At 73.8% G+C, this 16,080-nt stretch carries 16 protein-coding genes; 3 read left to right on the top strand and 13 right to left on the bottom strand.

Annotated features, from left to right (window positions below):
* Positions 1-37: 37 nt before the first annotated feature.
* Positions 38-1,147 (bottom strand): phosphotransferase family protein, encoded by a 1,110-nt coding sequence (locus ACSHWO_RS28095; protein ID WP_438316033.1) that lies wholly within the window; start codon positions 1,145-1,147, stop codon positions 38-40.
* 41 nt (positions 1,148-1,188) lie between these two features.
* Positions 1,189-2,322, bottom strand: a complete 1,134-nt coding sequence (locus ACSHWO_RS28090) for a hypothetical protein (RefSeq protein WP_385805279.1) — start codon at positions 2,320-2,322, stop codon at positions 1,189-1,191.
* A gap of 218 nt (positions 2,323-2,540) precedes the next feature.
* On the opposite strand from ACSHWO_RS28090, the gene ACSHWO_RS28085 reads away from it, so the two are divergent.
* Complete coding sequence (locus ACSHWO_RS28085; RefSeq protein ID WP_438316030.1) at positions 2,541-2,768, top strand: hypothetical protein; 228 nt, start codon at positions 2,541-2,543, stop codon at positions 2,766-2,768.
* A gap of 50 nt (positions 2,769-2,818) precedes the next feature.
* Here ACSHWO_RS28085 and ACSHWO_RS28080 read toward each other — a convergent pair whose 3' ends face one another.
* From ACSHWO_RS28080 to ACSHWO_RS28060, 5 genes are all read right to left on the bottom strand, one after another.
* Complete coding sequence (locus tag ACSHWO_RS28080) at positions 2,819-3,175, bottom strand: DUF6185 family protein (RefSeq protein WP_438319292.1); 357 nt, start codon at positions 3,173-3,175, stop codon at positions 2,819-2,821.
* A 37-nt stretch (positions 3,176-3,212) separates the two neighbouring features.
* Entirely contained in the window at positions 3,213-4,385 is a 1,173-nt protein-coding gene (locus ACSHWO_RS28075; RefSeq protein ID WP_361091274.1) for an acyl-CoA dehydrogenase family protein, read from the bottom strand.
* Between the two features lie 429 nt (positions 4,386-4,814).
* Complete coding sequence (locus ACSHWO_RS28070; protein WP_385805276.1) at positions 4,815-4,967, bottom strand: SCO1431 family membrane protein; 153 nt, start codon at positions 4,965-4,967, stop codon at positions 4,815-4,817.
* 184 nt (positions 4,968-5,151) lie between these two features.
* Positions 5,152-5,571 carry an SPW repeat protein gene (locus ACSHWO_RS28065; RefSeq protein WP_361091280.1) on the bottom strand — a complete coding sequence of 140 codons (420 nt, stop codon included), beginning with the start codon at positions 5,569-5,571 and terminating at the stop codon, positions 5,152-5,154.
* A gap of 116 nt (positions 5,572-5,687) precedes the next feature.
* Entirely contained in the window at positions 5,688-7,160 is a 1,473-nt protein-coding gene (locus ACSHWO_RS28060; RefSeq protein WP_438316026.1) for a peptidase C39 family protein, read from the bottom strand.
* Positions 7,161-7,293: 133 nt separating this feature from the next.
* Here ACSHWO_RS28060 and ACSHWO_RS28055 point away from each other — a divergent pair, with 133 nt between their 5' ends.
* Together ACSHWO_RS28055 and ACSHWO_RS28050 are read left to right on the top strand one after the other, a co-directional pair.
* Positions 7,294-7,947: a uridine kinase family protein gene (locus ACSHWO_RS28055; protein ID WP_438316023.1), complete on the top strand. Its 654-nt coding sequence runs from the start codon at positions 7,294-7,296 to the stop codon at positions 7,945-7,947.
* 377 nt (positions 7,948-8,324) lie between these two features.
* Positions 8,325-10,277 (top strand): AAA family ATPase, encoded by a 1,953-nt coding sequence (locus ACSHWO_RS28050; RefSeq protein ID WP_438316020.1) that lies wholly within the window; start codon positions 8,325-8,327, stop codon positions 10,275-10,277.
* 922 nt (positions 10,278-11,199) lie between these two features.
* On the opposite strand, the gene ACSHWO_RS28045 is transcribed toward ACSHWO_RS28050, so the two are convergent.
* The 6 genes from ACSHWO_RS28045 to ribH all read right to left on the bottom strand — a co-directional run bounded on the left by ACSHWO_RS28045 (position 11,200) and on the right by ribH (position 16,066).
* Positions 11,200-12,264 (bottom strand): hemolysin family protein, encoded by a 1,065-nt coding sequence (locus ACSHWO_RS28045; protein ID WP_385805271.1) that lies wholly within the window; start codon positions 12,262-12,264, stop codon positions 11,200-11,202.
* On the bottom strand, positions 12,261-13,613 hold the full coding sequence (locus ACSHWO_RS28040; protein ID WP_361091292.1) for a hemolysin family protein: 1,353 nt from the start codon (positions 13,611-13,613) through the stop codon (positions 12,261-12,263). The genes ACSHWO_RS28045 and ACSHWO_RS28040 overlap by 4 nt, the downstream gene beginning before the upstream one ends.
* Before the next feature lie 208 nt (positions 13,614-13,821).
* Positions 13,822-14,286, bottom strand: a complete 465-nt coding sequence (locus tag ACSHWO_RS28035) for a PH domain-containing protein (protein WP_385805270.1) — start codon at positions 14,284-14,286, stop codon at positions 13,822-13,824.
* Between the two features lie 78 nt (positions 14,287-14,364).
* The gene (gene hisG, locus ACSHWO_RS28030) at positions 14,365-15,213 is read right to left on the bottom strand and encodes an ATP phosphoribosyltransferase (RefSeq protein WP_361091298.1); all 849 of its coding nucleotides are present in this window, start codon (positions 15,211-15,213) and stop codon (positions 14,365-14,367) included.
* A gap of 50 nt (positions 15,214-15,263) precedes the next feature.
* Positions 15,264-15,545, bottom strand: a complete 282-nt coding sequence (locus tag ACSHWO_RS28025; protein WP_361091301.1) for a phosphoribosyl-ATP diphosphatase — start codon at positions 15,543-15,545, stop codon at positions 15,264-15,266.
* A 35-nt stretch (positions 15,546-15,580) separates the two neighbouring features.
* Positions 15,581-16,066, bottom strand: a complete 486-nt coding sequence (gene ribH, locus ACSHWO_RS28020; RefSeq protein ID WP_179176489.1) for a 6,7-dimethyl-8-ribityllumazine synthase — start codon at positions 16,064-16,066, stop codon at positions 15,581-15,583.
* Between the last annotated feature and the right edge of the window lie 14 nt (positions 16,067-16,080).

The following is a 16,080-nucleotide window of genomic DNA, read 5'->3' as shown; positions in this document are numbered from 1 at the left end:
GGCCGATGACCGGGCCCGGGCCGATGCGGCCCGGGCCTCAGCCGTACCGCTCCCAGTACGTGCCGCGCACCATGGCGTCGAGGGTGGCGTGGTGCAGGATCAGCCGGTCGGGGTCGGCCGGTACCTCCACCTCCCCGAAGTGGGCCTGCCGGTAGGCGATGCGGAGCATGACGATCCCGTGCCGCAGGGCGGCGTAGAGGGTGTGGAACTCCATGTCGCGCGGGGTGTGCCCGGTGAGTTCGGCGTAGCGTCGTTCGAGGTCCTCGCGGCGCAGGAAGCCGGGCAGGCCGCCCTGGCCGAAGCCGGTGGTCAGGTCCTGGAAGAAGCGGTGCAGGTAGACGGTCCAGCCGAGGTCGACCTCGCGCGGGGCGAGGGCGGCCATCTCCCAGTCCAGTACGGCGACGGGTGCGAAGCCGTCGTAGACGACGTTGCCGATGCGGGCGTCACCCCAGTTGAGGACGGCGGGGCCCTCGTCGGCGGGCCACAGCTCTTCCAGGCGGTCGAAGCAGCGCTCCAGCAGCGGGGACGGCGCGAGTCCGTCCACCACCCAGGCGTAGTAGGCGCGTTGGGCGTCGACGTGCCGGCGCAGCGGGCTGCCCGGTCCGCCGGGGAGGAGGAACTCGGCCTCCCCGGCGGGGAACTGGTCGTGCAGGCGGCCCAGGAGGGAGATGCTCGCCTCCTGGAGTGCGGCGCGTTCGGCGTCGGTGGCGTCGTACAGCCAGTTGCCCTCGTAGGTGTAGGGCATGACGTCGGGCGGGACCCGGCCTTCGGCGCGGGCCATGACGAAGAAGGGGGCGCCGAGCGGGCCGGGGTCCTCCTCCAGCCAGTGCACGCGCGGCACGGGTACGTCGGTGTGGGCGGCGACCAGGCTCATGACCCGGTGCTGGCGGCCCATGTCGTAGGCGGGGAAGACGGTGTAGGCGGCCGGGTCCGCGGCGAGGCGCAGGGCGCAGGCGCGGACCGGGGTGTCGGGGTGCTCGATGTCGAAGAGCAGCGTCTCGCTGGACATGCCGTTGGAGGCGGGGACGCGGACGCCGGACACGCGGGCGCCGGGGAGGAGGCCGTCGAGCCAGGAGGTCAGGCGCCGGGCGAGCTCTTCGGGCTCCCGGGTGGAGGTGCGGGGACGTGGTGCCGGTGCTGCTGCCATGACTGTGACTGCCCCTCTTCCTGTGTGCGGTCGGTCGTCCGCTACGGGGCGACCGAGGCGAAGTCGGCGAAGCCGCTGGGGTCGTGGCGGCCGAAGCTGCCGTGCTCGAAGATGCCGTGGCCGGTGCGCCCGTCGAGGGTGAAGCGGGCCGAGTGGTCGGTGACGCCGTAGGCGGCCAAGGGGTGGGCGGCGGGGTCGGAGAGGTCGAGGACGCGGCGGTCGGTCCAGCCGCGGCCCTGCCAGGTGCCGTGCTGCCAGTCGGCGGCGGGCGGGTAGCCGGCGCCGACGGCGAGCGGGGAGGAGCCGAGGACCTGCACGCCGAGTTCGAGGGGCTTGCGGGCGGGGTCGGTGAGGTGGACGACGGCGCTCTCGGGGTGCCGGGTGCCGGGGCGGTAGCGGATGTCGGTGTGGGGCCAGCCGAGTTGGACGTCGGGGCGGCCGCTGCCGTCGGGGAAGACCTGGACGGCTTCGTTGAGGGTCCGGTGGCCGTCGGCGTCCTCCTGGACGATGACCATGACGAACCGGTCCGGGAAGCGGACGGGGATCCAGAGCCAGTGGAAGCCCTCGGTCCGGTGTTCCTCGGCGGCGCGGCCGCCGTCCTCGCCGGGGATGGGGCGGACGCCCCAGCTGCGGTCGCGGGTGCCGGTCCAGGCGTCGGGGGTGAGGGTGTGCTCCTCGCCGTCGGCGCGCAGGATGCCGGTGACGTGGCCGGCCTGGACGAAGCGGCGGCCTTCGAGGATGAGCCGGTCGCCGCGCCGCTGGGTGTGGTGCGGTTCCCAGACGGCGGGGAACTCGGCGGTCCAGGTGAGGTCGAAGGAGAGGCCGTCGGGGTCGGCGGGGTCGGGGTCGCAGCGCAGGGTGAGCCGCTTCAGGGGTTCCTCGACGGTGAGGCGCAGCGGGCCGACGGCGAGGTTCATGCGGTCGTCGGTGAGGGCGTCGGAGGCGCGGACGGCGAGGAGCCGGTCCCCGGTGCGGAGGGTGGCGTAGGCGTCGATGACCCCGGTGTTGGGGTAGACGCCGAGGCCGGCGATGAGGACGGCCCGGCCGGCGTGGTCGAAGACGTGGAAGATGCAGCGGTCGTAGGCGTTGCGGTCGCCGGTGACGACGTGCTTCATCGACAGCGGGGCCTGGTGGATGGGGTACTCGTCCAGGGGGATCGGGCGGTCCGCGGGCATGGCGCAGCTCCAGGGGCACGGGGGCGGTGCGGGCGCGGTGCGTGATGCGGATCTGACGGTACGTCAGGCGAGAGCTCCCCGGCCACACCTCCGACATCCCTGACACCCCGACACACCGGCCGCCCGCGTCGGGGCGAGGCGCCGCCCGGGGACGCCTCGAACGGAAACCCGGCGGGCGAGTGCGGTTACCCGCCGGTCGGGCGCGCGTTGCTCCGGATATGACCGCACTCGACACGTCGGCACCGAGAACGGGCCGACGCCGCTGCCCGGCGCCGCACACCGCCGAAGAATCGGTTCACCACCGGCAGTCCGACCCGCCGATCTACCGCGCACTGCTGGCCCGCTGGGCCGCCGACGGCCGCACCCTCCCGGGCCACCGCGACCCGGAGTGGTCCCGCGTCGCAACGTCCCCGATCTGGCCGGCGGGATCCCCGTTCGAGAGCTGATGCCGCCGTGCCCGCGGTTCCCACGGCGGCCGGCCCGCTACGCGGCGGCCTCAACAGGGAGGTGGCGCCGTGGGACCGCCCTCCTTGAACGTCTTCCAGATCGTGGCCGGCGCCAGGACCTGGGCCGGGAAGAACGCCACCGAGGCGATGCGCATCTGGTAGACGTACGAGACCAGGCCGGCACTGGTGGGCCAGTACCGGCGCTCGCTCTCGAAGGTCTGCACGTCCATGAACAGGCCGGTCAGCGTGGTCACCGACGCGAAGGCGGCGATGACGCCCACCGCGACCGGGACGGTCTGCCCGGCGACCACGGAGATCACGTGCTCGGCCGCGACCGGTACGGCGAAGCCGATGGTCACGCAGAACGCCTTCGCCGGGCCGTTGCGCCCCGGGAGGTCCCGCCACAGCGGGCCCGGCCGGGCGGGCCGGGCCTGCCGGGGCGCGTCAGCGGGATTCGGGGCCGGCCAGGTGGCGGGCGATGACCATGCGCTGGATCTGGTTGGTGCCCTCGACGATCTGGAGCACCTTGGCCTCGCGCATCAGGCGCTCCACCGGGAAGTCCTGGGTGTAGCCGTAGCCGCCGAGGATCTGGACGGCGTCCGTGGTGACGGCCATGGCGGCGTCCGTGCAGAACAGCTTGGCCATCGCCGCCTGCCGGGAGAACGGCTTGCCCGCGTCGCGCAGCCGCGCCGCCGCCAGGTACAGGGACCGGCCCGCCTCGATCCGGGTCGCCATGTCGGCGAGCATGAAGCGCAGCCCCTGGAAGTCGGCGATGGGGCGGCCGAACTGCGTACGTCCCTGCGCGTAGGCCAGGGACTCGTCCAGGGCGGCCTGGGCGATGCCGATGGCGCAGGCGGCGATGCCGAGGCGGCCGGCGTCCAGGGCGGCCAGGGCGATGGTGAAGCCCTGCCCCTCCTCGCCGATGCGCCGGGCGTCGGGAACGCGGACGCCGTCGAAGTGCAGCTGGGCGGTGGGCGAGCCCTTCATGCCCATCTTCTTCTCGGGGACGGCCGCGGAGAGGCCCTCGGCGTCGCCCGGCACGAGGAAGGCCGTGATGCCCTTGGGGCCCTCGCCGCCGGTGCGGGCGAGGACGGTGTAGAAGTCGGCGACCCCGCCGTGGGTGATCCAGGCCTTGGTGCCGCTGATGATCCAGTCGTCGCCGTCGCGGACGGCCTTGGTGGCGAGCGAGGCGGCGTCGGAGCCGGCGGCCGGCTCGGAGAGGCAGTAGGCGCCGAGCAGTCCGCCGCCGAGCATGGCGGGCAGGTGGGCGGCCCGCTGCTCCTTGGTGCCGTAGCCGGCCAGGCCGTGGCAGGCCAGGGAGTGGACGCTGACGCCGAGGCCGACGGTCAGGCGGGCCGCGGCGAGCTCCTCCAGGACCTGGAGGTAGACCTCGTAGGGCTGGTCGCCGCCGCCGTACTCGCTGTCGTACGGCAGACCCAGCAGGCCGGACTCGGACAACAGGGTGAAGACCTCGCGCGGGAAGTGCCCGGCCTCCTCCTCTTCGGCGGCCCGCGGGCTAATCTCCCGCTGGGTGATCTCACGTACGAGCGCGAGGAGGTCCCGGGACTCCTCGGTGGGCAGCTGACGGTCCACCGGCTGCGGGGCGCGGTCGATCATGGCGGCGCTCTCCTCCCTCGTGGGCACGGCGGCGACGCGTGAGGTGTGGGACGCGCCGCCGGGTAACGGTGCTCTTACAGCCGATACTGCCCTCCCGGATCACGGAAGGGGCAGTTCAGAGGCTGCGGCGGCATGAGTATGCCCGATCAGGAGCTTCCCGTCACCGGGGCAAGATCACGAGAGAATGCGCAGGCAGAGGGCGGTTGCGGACACTCCGGGACGAACCCTCGGCGGTCGTCCGCGGCACCGGGCGGGGCGGCGGCCGCATCCGCCGAACGGGCGGGCCGGGGCCGCTGACGTGCGCACGAGGGCGCGGCCCAGGGACGTGCACGCACAACGGGCCTGCGTCGGGCGGGAGTTCGGCTCAGCCCGCCGCGGACACGGGGTTCCCGGGGGTGCGGCCGGGGAGCCCGCGCAACCCTGCGGCGGTCAGATCCAGCCGAGCTGGGTGACGAACATGGCGACGACCACCACGAGGGTCCAGCCGAGCACGTGCTCCAGCCAGGAGGAATCGTCCGTGGGGCCTCCGGTGCGGACCCGGGTCCGGGCGGGGGCGGCGGGGGCGGCGGTGTGTGCGGTCATGCCGTCCAATGTGCCAGCGTTCGCGGCTTTCGCGGTAGAGACGAGGGTCACTGGTGGCGCGCCTCACGTCGTGCGGCGCGCCGCCGGGCCCCGGCCGTCGTACGACCGGGGCCCGGTGTGCCGGGGCGCCCGTGCGGGCCGCCGTCCCCGGCGCCGGGGTGTCCGGCACCGGGGAGGCAACGGCTCAGGCGCGGTTGCGGCCCGCCATGCCCGCCATGGCCAGGGCCAGCAGCAGGGCGACGCCGCCCGTGATGACGTTGCTGACCACGGTACGGGTCGTGTCGACGTTGCCGGAGATGCACCACGGGGCCAGGATCGTCCAGGCTCCGATCGCGACCGCGGTCCACGCCATGGCGTGGGTGCGCTCGTAGGCCGAGCCGAGCCCGCTCATGCACAGGCAGTACGCGAGGCCGGCTATCAGGTTGTTCACCGCCAGCGAGGTGAGGTTGCTGAATCCCGCGATCCACGGCGATGCCGCCAGGTACAGGCCCGTGATGAGGGCCAGTGCCTCCACGGCCTGGGCGGCCGGTGTGCTGGTGACCCGCTCGAACCGCGAGCGCATCTCGGCGAGGTCGGGGTGGTGTTCGATGCTGTGGGTGGTCATGGCGGGCCGCCTCCCGTGAAGACTTTATGTGCCCTTTATGGCTTTATGTTGCGCTTGTCCTTTCTCCAGGTCAACGGGTGGCGCGGCCCTTTCAGCGGACCTCCCGGCAACTCCGCTCACAGCACCCCGACGGCCTTCAGCGCCACGATCTGGGCGATGGCCGGGCGGGCCGGGGCGTAGAGGTAGCAGACGCCCCCGGAGCCGGACGCGACCTTGCCCGCGGTGTTGTAGCGCTTGGTGCGCAGCCAGACGTTCTCCCACTCGCGCCGCTTGTACACCCGGCGGACGGCGGAGTTGTCCCGCGCGTTCGGGTCGTTGGCGACGATGTCACCGGCCGCGGTGAAGCCCACGACGGTCATCAGGTGGCCGGCGGTGCCGTAGCCCGCGCCGGTCAGCTCCTCGGCGCGGAAGGACTGCGAGGTGATCACGGGGATGCCGGAGCGGACCAGGGCCTCCAGGTCGGTGAGGGAGCGCAGCCGGGTGACGACGCCGGCGAGCCCCTCGTAGGTGGCGGCGTAGGCGGCGTTGAAGGGCCAGTTCCCGCATCCCCGGTAGGCGTTGTCGTACGTGGCCCGGGCCGCTTGGCAGACCTGCGGGTCGCTGTAGCCGCGGTCCACCCACTCCAGGTCCTTCGCGGCGGGCTTGCGGCCCCAGTACTCGATGACCATCTGGGAGGAGGTGGGGCTGCACCAGGCCTCGCCGCCGTTGTCGTACTCCGGGTACCGGCCGGCGTGGACCTCCTGCGAGTAGCGGGGCACCTTCAGCTCGTGGGCCTGCCCGGAGGGGGTGGAGGCGGTGACGGTGAAGCGGTCCGGGACGTCCGAGGTCACGGCGCCGGCCAGCCACACCGTGGGGCCGTCCGCGGCGCCGGGCCTGCGGTGCAGGGTGAGGCGCAGCTGCCACGCCGCGATGCGCAGCCCCGCCGTCCGGGCGGGCGCGTCCACGGCGAGGGTGTCGGTCCACACGGTGGACCGGCCGTCGGTCTGCCCGTCCACGGAGGTCCGGCGGATGTCCGCTTCGCCGGAGGCCCAGCGGCCCATGACGTACCAGGGGCCGGTGGTGCCGTCGCCGTACGTGGGGCGCAGATCGACCTGGATCCAGGTGCCGGCGGGGGTGGCGGCGTTCCAGGAGGCGATGACCTCGGTTCCGGGGACGGACGAGCGGTGTACCGGGGAGGTCCACACGGCGTACTCCCAGGTGCTCTTCCTCCCGGTGTGCGGGTCGGTGTACTCGGTGCGGCCCGCCGGGGTGGTGATCCTCAGGCCGGGGCGGGCGCCGGCGAGGACGGTGGTGCCCCGGTGGGTGCCGGCCTGCCAGTGGCCGCCGGAGAACCAGAACCGGTTGTCCACGGTGGCACGGGCGGCTGCCCCGGCCCCGGCACCCGCGTCGGCCTCGGCGCCGGCCGCGGCACCGCCGGCGGCGCCGGACCCGGCGGTCCCCGTACCGGCCGCACCGGCCCCGCCCGACTGCGCCGGACCGCCCGGCTGTCCGGCAGCCGCCGCGGCCCGGCCGCCGGGGACGGTGACTGCCGCGGCGGCGGCCGCGAGGGCGACGGCCAGGACGGTCCTGCGTGGTGTGGGTGCGGTCATCGCGGAATCCCCCAGTGGGTCGGTGAGGCGGATGGGTTCCCCACCCTTCCAGTTCCCGGCTGCGGGGCGGCGACGCCCGGGCCCCGTGTCGGGGTGAACCCGTGTGCGCCGGGTCCGGCCGTAGGCTGGCCGGGTGGAGTCACACCAGTCGCTCGCGACTCTCGCGCCGCTCATACCGCTCGCGCGCGCGATCAGCGCCCTGCCCCCGTCCCTCGGCCCCGTACGGCTGATCGGGATCGACGGGCACGCCGGATCCGGGAAGAGCACCTTCGCCGGGCGGCTCGCCGAGACCCTGGGCGGGGCGCCCGTACTGCACCTGGACGACGTGGCCACCCACGAGGAGCTCTTCGCCTGGCCGGACCGGCTGCGCGCGCAGGTCCTGGAGCCGCTCGCCGCCGGGCGCCCGGCCCGCTGGACGCCGTACGACTGGGTGGCGGGGCGGTTCGGTCCCGAGCAGGTGCTGGAACCGGCCCCCGTGCTGATCGTCGAGGGCGTGGGGGCCGGGCGGCGCGCGCTGCGCCCGCACCTGGCGCGGCTGCTGTGGATGGAGACCCCGCGCACCGAGTCCTGGGGGCGGGGACGGCACCGGGACGGGTGTGAGCTCGCCGACTTCTGGGACGGATGGGAGCGCGCGGAGCTCGCGCACTTCTCGGATGACCCTTCGCGCCCCTTCGCGGACACTCTGGTGCGCCAGAGCGGTACGGGATACGAGTGGTCTTCCGGGGCGGGAGCGACCGCCGGAACGGCGGCTTCCGTCACTGAAGGTGACGTACCCGCCCGCTCCTGAGTCCCTCCGGAAAAGCGCTTGCGCAGGCGTTCCCCGGCCTGCTTGACCTCGGCCCCACACCGGCCTTACGTTCTGAATGCGCGGTCTTTCCAGGCCGCAGCGGACGCGAAGCCCCCGATTGTTCCCCCGTGATCGGGGGCTTCGTTCTGCCCCGGCCCCGCCCCGCACCCCCGCCGTCCCGGGCCGAAGCCCCCGCGATCTTCACCCTGAGTCACCTCGGCCCCTGCGGCGCCCCGCGGACCCGTACCCGCCGCACCCTACGTAAGGTGCGTCGCCGCAGGTACGATGCAGCCCTGATTTCATCGGCACGGCGAACAACTCGCGGGAGCGACGCGGGTGTTGCCGGGCACCACGGGGGCAGGCTTGTGGGGGACGTGATGGATTTCGGGACGCCGGGCACTCCGCACGCCCCAGCCGAACTCGCCTGGTTGCGCGGAGTGGACGCCTGCACCATGGGCGCCTACCCGCAGGCCGAGGAGGAGTTCCGGACGGCCGTCCGGCTCGATCCCTCGATGGCCGACGCCTGGCTCGGCCTGCACGCGCTGCGCGTGGACACCACGACCGCGTTATTGCGCATGTACACCCACCGCGACCGCTTCGGCGAGCAACGGACCCGGCACCGCCGGACCCTGAACTCCTGGTACTGGCTGGGCTGGTGGGTCCAGCCGGTACTGGAGAGCCGACGCGACCTGCTGCTCGCCCACGCCTCGCACTGGCTCGACGGCCGCCACGTGCCCGAACTGGACCAGGCACTGGCCGCACTGCCGCCCGTGGACACCGATCCGCAGGTCCGCTTCCTGCACGCCTGCCGGGCCTACCTCGTCAAGGACTGGGATCAGCTGGTCCGGCACACCGAACCCCTCGTCGACGACCCGCTGCTCGGCATCGAGGCCGGACTGTTCGGCGGGATGGCCCGGGTCCGCCTGGAGATGTACGGACAGGCCGAGCCGATGCTCTCGGCCGCCCTGATGCGCTGCCGCAGCGAGCAGCCCCAACGCAAGGAGCTGCGGTACTGGCTGGCCCGGGCCCACGAGGGGACCGGCCGCAGCGCGGCGGCCCTGCCGCTGTACCGGGCCGTGCACCGGGTCGACCCGGCGTTCATGGACACCGCGGCGCGGCTGACCGCGATCGAGGACAGCGAGGACTGCGACGGGTACGCCGGCTACGCCGGAACCGGCTACGAGGCCTACGGCGGGCACGGCGTGAACCAGGCCGGCGGCTTCGCCGCGGTGACCCTGGGCGGCGGCCCGGTGCAGGACGTGGGCGTCGCGGCCGACGGGCAGCCGGAGCCCCCGGACCCGCTGGCCGTTCCCGACCCGCCCGCGCCGCGGTTCGGCGGGCCGGCGGGCGGCCGGGGCGAGGGCGTACGCCACCACAAGACGTCCCTCCCCGGGCAGGGCGCGCCCGAAGGGCTGCCGGCCGGGCCCGCGGACCCGGAACTCCTGGCCGAGGCACTCGCGGAACTGGAGCGGATGGTCGGCCTGGAACCGGTGAAACGGCAGGTCAAGGCGCTCTCGGCGCAACTGCACATGGCGCGGCTACGGGCTGGCCAGGGCCTGCCCGTACAACCCCCCAAACGGCACTTCGTCTTCTCCGGCCCCTCCGGCACGGGCAAGACCACCGTGGCACGGATCCTCGGCCGGGTGTTCTACGCACTCGGGCTGCTGGGCGGCGACCACCTGGTGGAGGCCCAACGAGCCGACCTGGTCGGCGAGTTCCTGGGGCAGACCGCAGTCAAGGCCAACGAGCTGATCGATTCGGCGATCGGCGGGGTCCTCTTCGTCGACGAGGCGTACAGCCTGTCCAACTCGGGCTACAGCAAGGGCGACGCGTACGGGGACGAAGCCCTGCAGGTGCTGCTGAAACGGGCGGAGGACAACCGGGACCACCTGGTGGTGATCCTGGCCGGGTACCCCGCCGGAATGGACCGGCTGCTGTCCACCAACCCGGGGCTGTCCTCGCGGTTCACCACCCGGGTGGACTTCCCCAGCTACCGGCCGCCCGAACTGACCGCGATCGGGGAGGTCCTCGCCGACGGCAACGGCGACTGCTGGGACGAGGAGGCGCTGGACGAACTGCGCAGCATCAGCACGCACGTGGTCGAGCAGGGCTGGATCGACGAGCTGGGGAACGGGCGGTTCCTGCGCACGCTGTACGAGAAGAGCTGCGCCTACCGTGACCTGCGGTTGGCGGGGTTCTTCGGGGAGCCCACGCGGGAGGATCTGGCGACACTGCGGTTGCCGGACCTGATGCAGGCGTACGGGGAGGTCCTCTCGGGGCGGGGCCCCCAGAACCGCCCCCACCCGGACCCGCCGCCACCCCCGCTGTAGCACCACCGCGCCGCGCACGCCCGCCCTGCCCAGCGCCGCCGGACCGCCCGCCCTGCCCAGCGCCGCCGGACCGCCCGCCCTGCCCAGCGCCGCCGGACCGCCCGCCCTGCCCAGCGCCGCCGGACCGCCCGGCGTGCCGCCGACTGCGGCCGCCGCCGTCCGCCACATGCCGCGGGCTCTGGTCGCGGGGCCGCCGCAGCCGCCGCGCCCGCCGCCGTGACCGCTGCGACGCCGCGGGGGCGCGGGGGCGCGGGGGCCGCTGCGCGGAGCCACTCCCCCACCCCGCCCCTTCCCGAAACCGTGGGCTCCGCCCCCGGCCCCGCGCCTCAAGCGCCGGCGGGGCTCGAACTCGGATCAACGCGCCTCAATCGCCGGCGCGGCTCACGACTCGGGGCTCCGCCCCGGACCCCGCGCCTCGAACGCCGGCGGGGCTTGGAATTGCCGGCGGCGCCGGAATCGCCGCGGAGCGGGACCATCCAGCCCGCGCGGCGTTTGAGCGCACCGGGCGCGCAGCGCCCGGAACGGGTCCGGGGCGGAGCCCCGAATCGCCAGCCCCGCCGGCGTTTGAGGCACAGGGGGTCCGGGGGCGGAGCCCACGGTTTCGGGAAGGGGCGGGGTGGGGGACGGCCCCGCAGGGTCCGCCCCCGCACGTGCGGGCCCAGTTCCCGCGGGAGCCGTGCCGGCAGGGCGCGGGAGCAGCCCTGCACGGGTCCGGGTTGCGGGGCTCCGCACCGTGGGCCGGACACGGGGCTCGCGGAGGTCCGGTGCGGAGCCCCGCCGGGACCCGGTGCGGAGCCCCGCCGCGACCCGGGGCCGGAGCCCCGCCGCGACCCGGGGCCGGAGCCTCGGCGGGGCCGGGGCGGGGCCCTGCGGGGACCAGGGCGGGGCCTTGCGGCGGGCCGGGGCGGGGCCGCGGGGGGCGTCAGGCGGTCAGGGCGCGTTGGGGGTCACGGCGGGCCGGGATGCGGTGGGCCGGGTCCCGGACCTCGCCGACCAGCATCTCCAGCACGTCCTCCAACGCGACCAGGCCGAGGATCCGGCCTCCCGGGTCCGCCACCTGCGCCAGGTGGGTGGCGTCGTGCCGCATGACGCTCAGCGCGTCGTCCAGCGGAAGCGTGGCGGACAGTGTCGGCATGCGCCGCCACACCCGCTGCGGCACCGCCCGTTCCCGGTCCTCCAGTTCGAGGACGTCCTTCACGTGCACGTAGCCCATGAAGGCGCCGCCCTCCGAGCGGACGGGGAACCGGGAGTACCCGGTGCGGACCGTCAGCTGCTCGATCTGCCGCGGCGTGGCCCCGGGCCCGACCGTGACCAGCCGGTCGCGGGCGAGCAGCACGTCCGTCACCCGGCGGCTCCCCAGCTCCAGGGCGTCCTCCAGCCGCTCCTGCTCGCGCGGTTCGAGGAGCCCGGCCTGCCGGGAGTCCTCGACGAGCCGGCCGAGCTGGGCGCTGGTGTACACGGCCTCCACCTCGTCCTTCGGCTCGACCTTGAAGAGCCGCAGCACGACGGCGGCGCAGGCGCCGAGCGCGGTCGTGATCGGCCCGCAGAGGCGGGCGAACGCGACCAGGCCGGGGCTGAACCACAGGGCGGTCCGCTCGGGGGCGGCCATCGCGAGGTTCTTGGGGACCATCTCGCCGATGACGAGGTGCAGGAAGACCACGGCGGCGAGCGCGACGGCGTATCCGAGGGGGTGGATCAGGCCCTGCGGGACGTGGAGGGCGTGGAAGACGGGTTCCAGCAGCCGGGCCACGGTGGGTTCGGCGACCGCGCCGAGGGTGAGCGAGCACAGGGTGATGCCGAACTGGGCGGCGGCCATCATCCGCGGGAGGTTCTCCAGGCCGTGGAGGACCTGGCGGGCCCGTTTGGACCCGGCCGCGAGGGGCTCGATCTGGCTGCGGCGTACGGAGACGAGGGCGAACTCGGCGCCGACGAAGAAGCCGTTGGCGAGGACGAGGAGCAGGGCGAACAGGAGTTGGAGCGCGCTCACCGGCCCGCCGCCTCGAGTTCGGCCGGGGCGGCCTGGCTGGGCGCGGTGCGCACCAGGCGGACCCGTTCGGCGCGGTAGCGGCCGACCTGGCGGACGGAGAGCTTCCAGCCGGGGAGTTCGGCCCGGTCGCCGGGGGCGGGGATGCGGCCGAGGAGGTCCGCGACGAGGCCGGCGACGGTCTCGTACGGGCCGTCGGGCACGTCCAGGCCTATCCGGCGCAGGGTCTGCACGCGGCAGCTGCCGTCGGCCTCCCAGGACGGGCGGCCGTCCTCGGCGGGGACCGCGGCCAGCTCGGGGCTGCCGTCCTCGGCGAAGTCGTGCTCGTCGCGGACTTCGCCCACGAGCTCCTCCACGATGTCCTCCAGGGTGACGACGCCCGCGGTGCCGCCGTACTCGTCGACGACCACGGCCATCGGCTGTTCGCTGCGCAGCCGCTCCAGCAGCGGCTGCACCGGCAGGGAGCCGGGCACCAGCAGCGGGGGGACGCTGATCCGGGCCACGGTGGTGCGGGCGCGTTCGGCTTCGGGCACGGCGAGGGCGTCCTTGAGGTGGACGACGCCGGTGACCTCGTCGATGCGCTCGCGGTAGACCGGGAAGCGGGACAGGCCGGTGGCTCGGGTGAGGTTGAGCACGTCGGCGGCGGTGGCCGTGTGCTGGAGGGCGCTGACCTTCACCCGGGGGGTCATCACGAGCTGGGCCGTGAGCTCGCCGAGCGAGAGGGTCCGGACGAAGAGGTCGGCGGTGTCCTGTTCGAGGGCGCCGGCCTGGGCCGAGTGGCGGACCAGGGAGACCAGTTCGCCGGGGGTGCGGGCGGAGGCGATCTCCTCGGCCGGCTCCACGCCGAAGGCCCGTACGAGCCGGTTGGCGACGGCGTTGAGGCCGGCGATGACCGGCCGGAAGGCGCGGGAGAACACGGCCTGCGGGCCGGCCACGAAGCGCGCCACCTGGAGCGGTCGGGAGACCGCCCAGTTCTTCGGGACGAGTTCGCCGACGACCATCTGGACGGCCGAGGCGAGCAGCATGCCGATGCCGACGGCGACGCCGGAGACGGCTCCGGCGGGCAGGCCGGTGGCCTCCAGCGGCCCGGCCAGCAGTGCGGCGAGGGCCGGTTCGGCGAGCATGCCGACCACGAGGGAGGTGATGGTGATGCCGAGCTGGGTGCCGGAGAGCTGGAACGACAGCTCTCGCAGGGCCTTGACCACCGTACGGGCACGGCGGTCGCCGTCGGCTGCGGCGCGTTCGGCCTCGGGCCGCTCCACCGTGACCAGGCCGAACTCGGCCGCCACGAAGAAGCCGTTGGCGAGGATCAGGGCGAAGGCCGCTAGGAGCAGGAGTAGCGGGATGGTCATGCGGCCGCCTCCGCGGGGAGGGCGGCGCGGGTACTACCGGACGGTCCGTCCATTGCCGGAGGGGGTCACTCCTCGAGTTGCAGGTGCCCACGGGCCTCGGGGTCCCGGGGCCGGCGGAAGGGCGCACGGCTGCGCCCCGCCACCAGGGTAGTCATTGAGATCGCCGCCGCAATGGGACGCAGCGGTCCGCTTGTCGGCGGCGGCCGTCTCAGTGGTCGTGGCGCCCGGTTCCGCGGGCTTCGGCGAGGGCGCGCAGGGCGCGGGCGTCGCCGATGGCCTGCTGCTTGGCCACGCCGGGCTGGATGCCGAGGGCGGGCAGGCTGGTGCCGTCGCTGAGGTCCAGGAACACCCAGGGGTCGCCCGGGCGGAGGTTGACGCGCAGGATCTGCGCCCACTCCAGGCGGCGGGTGGTGGTGAGGTTGACCACGGTGACGCCCGTCTCGTCCGCGACCACCTTGGGGCGGCTGAGCAGGACGAGGACGGAGGTCAGCAGGACGGCGGTGAAGAGGAAGCTGATCCGCTCCCCGCCGCTGAGGTTCTCCAGCATGACGGCGATCGCTGTGATCGTGGCGAACATGGCGAGCCCGACGCTCAGGAGCACGACCCGGGTGCGGGTCGGCCGGAAGGTGACCGGCAGGGCGGGCAGTGCGGGCGGGGCGGCGGACTCGGCCATGGTGCTGGTGATGCCTTCTTCAGGGGGCGTACGGGTCGGGCGACGGCGTACGGGCGGGCGTACGGGTCTGCGTACGCGTCACAGGCGGCAGGCGTGGATCGAGGTGGTGAGGATCGCGCGGGCGCCGAGTTCGTACAGGTCGTCCATGATCCGCTGGGCGTCCTTGGCGGGGACCATCGCGCGGACGGCGACCCAGCCCTCGTTGTGCAGCGGGGAGACCGTCGGGGACTCCAGGCCCGGGGTGAGGGCGACGGCTCGTTCGAGGTGCTCGGCGCGGCAGTCGTAGTCCATCATCACGTAGCTGCGGGCGACGAGGACGCCCTGGAGGCGCCGCAGGAACTGCTGCACCTGCGGGTTGTCCGTCTCGGCGCCGGTGCGGCGGACGACGATGGCCTCGGACTTGAGGATCGGCTCGCCGATGACTTCGAGGCCGGCGTTGCGCAGGCTGGTGCCGGTCTCGACGACGTCCGCGATGATCTCGGCGACGCCGAGCTGGATGGCGGTCTCGACCGCGCCGTCCAGGTGCACGACGGAGGCGTCGACGCCCTGGTCGGCGAGGTGCTTGGCGACGATGCCCTCGTAGGAGGTGGCGATGGTCATCCCGTGGAAGTCCTCGGGGCCCTTCGCGGTGCCGGGCCTGGTGGCGTAGCGGAAGGTGGACCTGCCGAAGCCGAGGGGAAGGATCTCCTCGGCGTTGGCGCCCGAGTCGAGCAGGAGGTCGCGGCCGGTGATGCCCACGTCGAGGCGGCCGGAGGCGACGTAGATCGCGATGTCCTTGGGGCGGAGGTAGAAGAACTCCACCTCGTTCTCGAGGTCGACGACCACGAGCTCCTTGGACTCCTTGCGCTGGCGGTAGCCGGCCTCATGGAGCATCGCCGACGCCGCTCCGGAGAGTGAGCCCTTGTTGGGGACGGCGATGCGCAGCATGAGGCTTCCTTCAGTGCGGGGTGCGATGGGTGTGGGTGCTGTGGGTGTGTCTAGAGGTGCTTGTAGACATCGTCGAGGGAGATCCCGCGCGCCACCATCATCACCTGGACGTGGTACAGCAGCTGGGAGATCTCCTCGGCGGCGGCTTCCTTGCCCTCGTACTCGGCGGCCATCCAGACCTCGGCGGCCTCCTCGACGACCTTCTTGCCGATGGCGTGGACGCCCTTGGCGACCAGTTCGGCTGTGCGGGAGGTGCCGGGATCGCCGGCGGCGGCCTTGGCCTGGAGCTCCGTGAAGAGCTCTTCGAAGGTCTTGAGGGGTTCGTTCGCCATGATGGTCCTCAGAATACGGGGTTGTCGGCCGCCACTCAGCGCCAGGGTTCGCTGACGGACCGCAGGGTGGCTGCGGTGGAGACGGCGGCGATGACCGCTTCGTGCCCCTTGTCCTCGTTCGACCCCTCAAGGCCGGCGCGGTCCAGCGCCTGTTCCTCGTTGTCGCAGGTCAGAACACCGAAGCCGACGGGGACTCCGGTGTCGATCGACACCTGTACCAGGCCCTGGGTGACGCCCTGGCAGACGTAGTCGAAGTGCGGGGTGCCGCCGCGGATGACCACGCCGAGGGCGACGACGGCATCGTAACCGCGACCGGCGAGTACCTTGGCCACCACCGGCAGCTCGAAGCTGCCGGGGACGCGGAGCACGGTGGGCTCGTCGATGCCCAGCTCGTGCAGGGCGCGCAGGGCGCCGTCGACGAGACCGTCCATGACCTTCTCGTGCCACTGCGCCGCGATGACGGCGACCCGCAGGTCTCCGCAGTTCCTCACGCTCAGTTCGGGTGCGCCCTTGCCGCTCACTGCTGTGCTCCTCG

Origin of the sequence: Streptomyces pallidus (ex Mingjun et al. 2026), assembly GCF_051550185.1 — a bacterium.
Taxonomy (GTDB): Bacteria; Actinomycetota; Actinomycetes; order Streptomycetales; family Streptomycetaceae; genus Streptomyces.
The sequence above is the reverse complement of the archived record's forward strand: the minus strand, read 5'-3'. Positions and strand labels throughout refer to the sequence as shown.

Excerpts from the sequence above, each read along its gene's own strand:
- ACSHWO_RS28095 (WP_438316033.1), bottom strand. The coding sequence starts at position 1,147 with ATGGCAGCAGCACCGGCACCACGTCCCCGCACCTCCACCCGGGAGCCC.
- ACSHWO_RS28090 (WP_385805279.1), bottom strand. The coding sequence starts at position 2,322 with ATGCCCGCGGACCGCCCGATCCCCCTGGACGAGTACCCCATCCACCAG.
- ACSHWO_RS28085 (WP_438316030.1), top strand. The coding sequence starts at position 2,541 with ATGACCGCACTCGACACGTCGGCACCGAGAACGGGCCGACGCCGCTGC.
- ACSHWO_RS28075 (WP_361091274.1), bottom strand. The coding sequence starts at position 4,385 with ATGATCGACCGCGCCCCGCAGCCGGTGGACCGTCAGCTGCCCACCGAG.
- ACSHWO_RS28070 (WP_385805276.1), bottom strand. The coding sequence starts at position 4,967 with ATGACCGCACACACCGCCGCCCCCGCCGCCCCCGCCCGGACCCGGGTC.
- ACSHWO_RS28065 (WP_361091280.1), bottom strand. The coding sequence starts at position 5,571 with ATGACCACCCACAGCATCGAACACCACCCCGACCTCGCCGAGATGCGC.
- ACSHWO_RS28060 (WP_438316026.1), bottom strand. The coding sequence starts at position 7,160 with ATGACCGCACCCACACCACGCAGGACCGTCCTGGCCGTCGCCCTCGCG.
- ACSHWO_RS28050 (WP_438316020.1), top strand. The coding sequence starts at position 8,325 with ATGGATTTCGGGACGCCGGGCACTCCGCACGCCCCAGCCGAACTCGCC.
- ACSHWO_RS28040 (WP_361091292.1), bottom strand. The coding sequence starts at position 13,613 with ATGACCATCCCGCTACTCCTGCTCCTAGCGGCCTTCGCCCTGATCCTC.
- ACSHWO_RS28035 (WP_385805270.1), bottom strand. The coding sequence starts at position 14,286 with ATGGCCGAGTCCGCCGCCCCGCCCGCACTGCCCGCCCTGCCGGTCACC.
- hisG (WP_361091298.1), bottom strand. The coding sequence starts at position 15,213 with ATGCTGCGCATCGCCGTCCCCAACAAGGGCTCACTCTCCGGAGCGGCG.
- ACSHWO_RS28025 (WP_361091301.1), bottom strand. The coding sequence starts at position 15,545 with ATGGCGAACGAACCCCTCAAGACCTTCGAAGAGCTCTTCACGGAGCTC.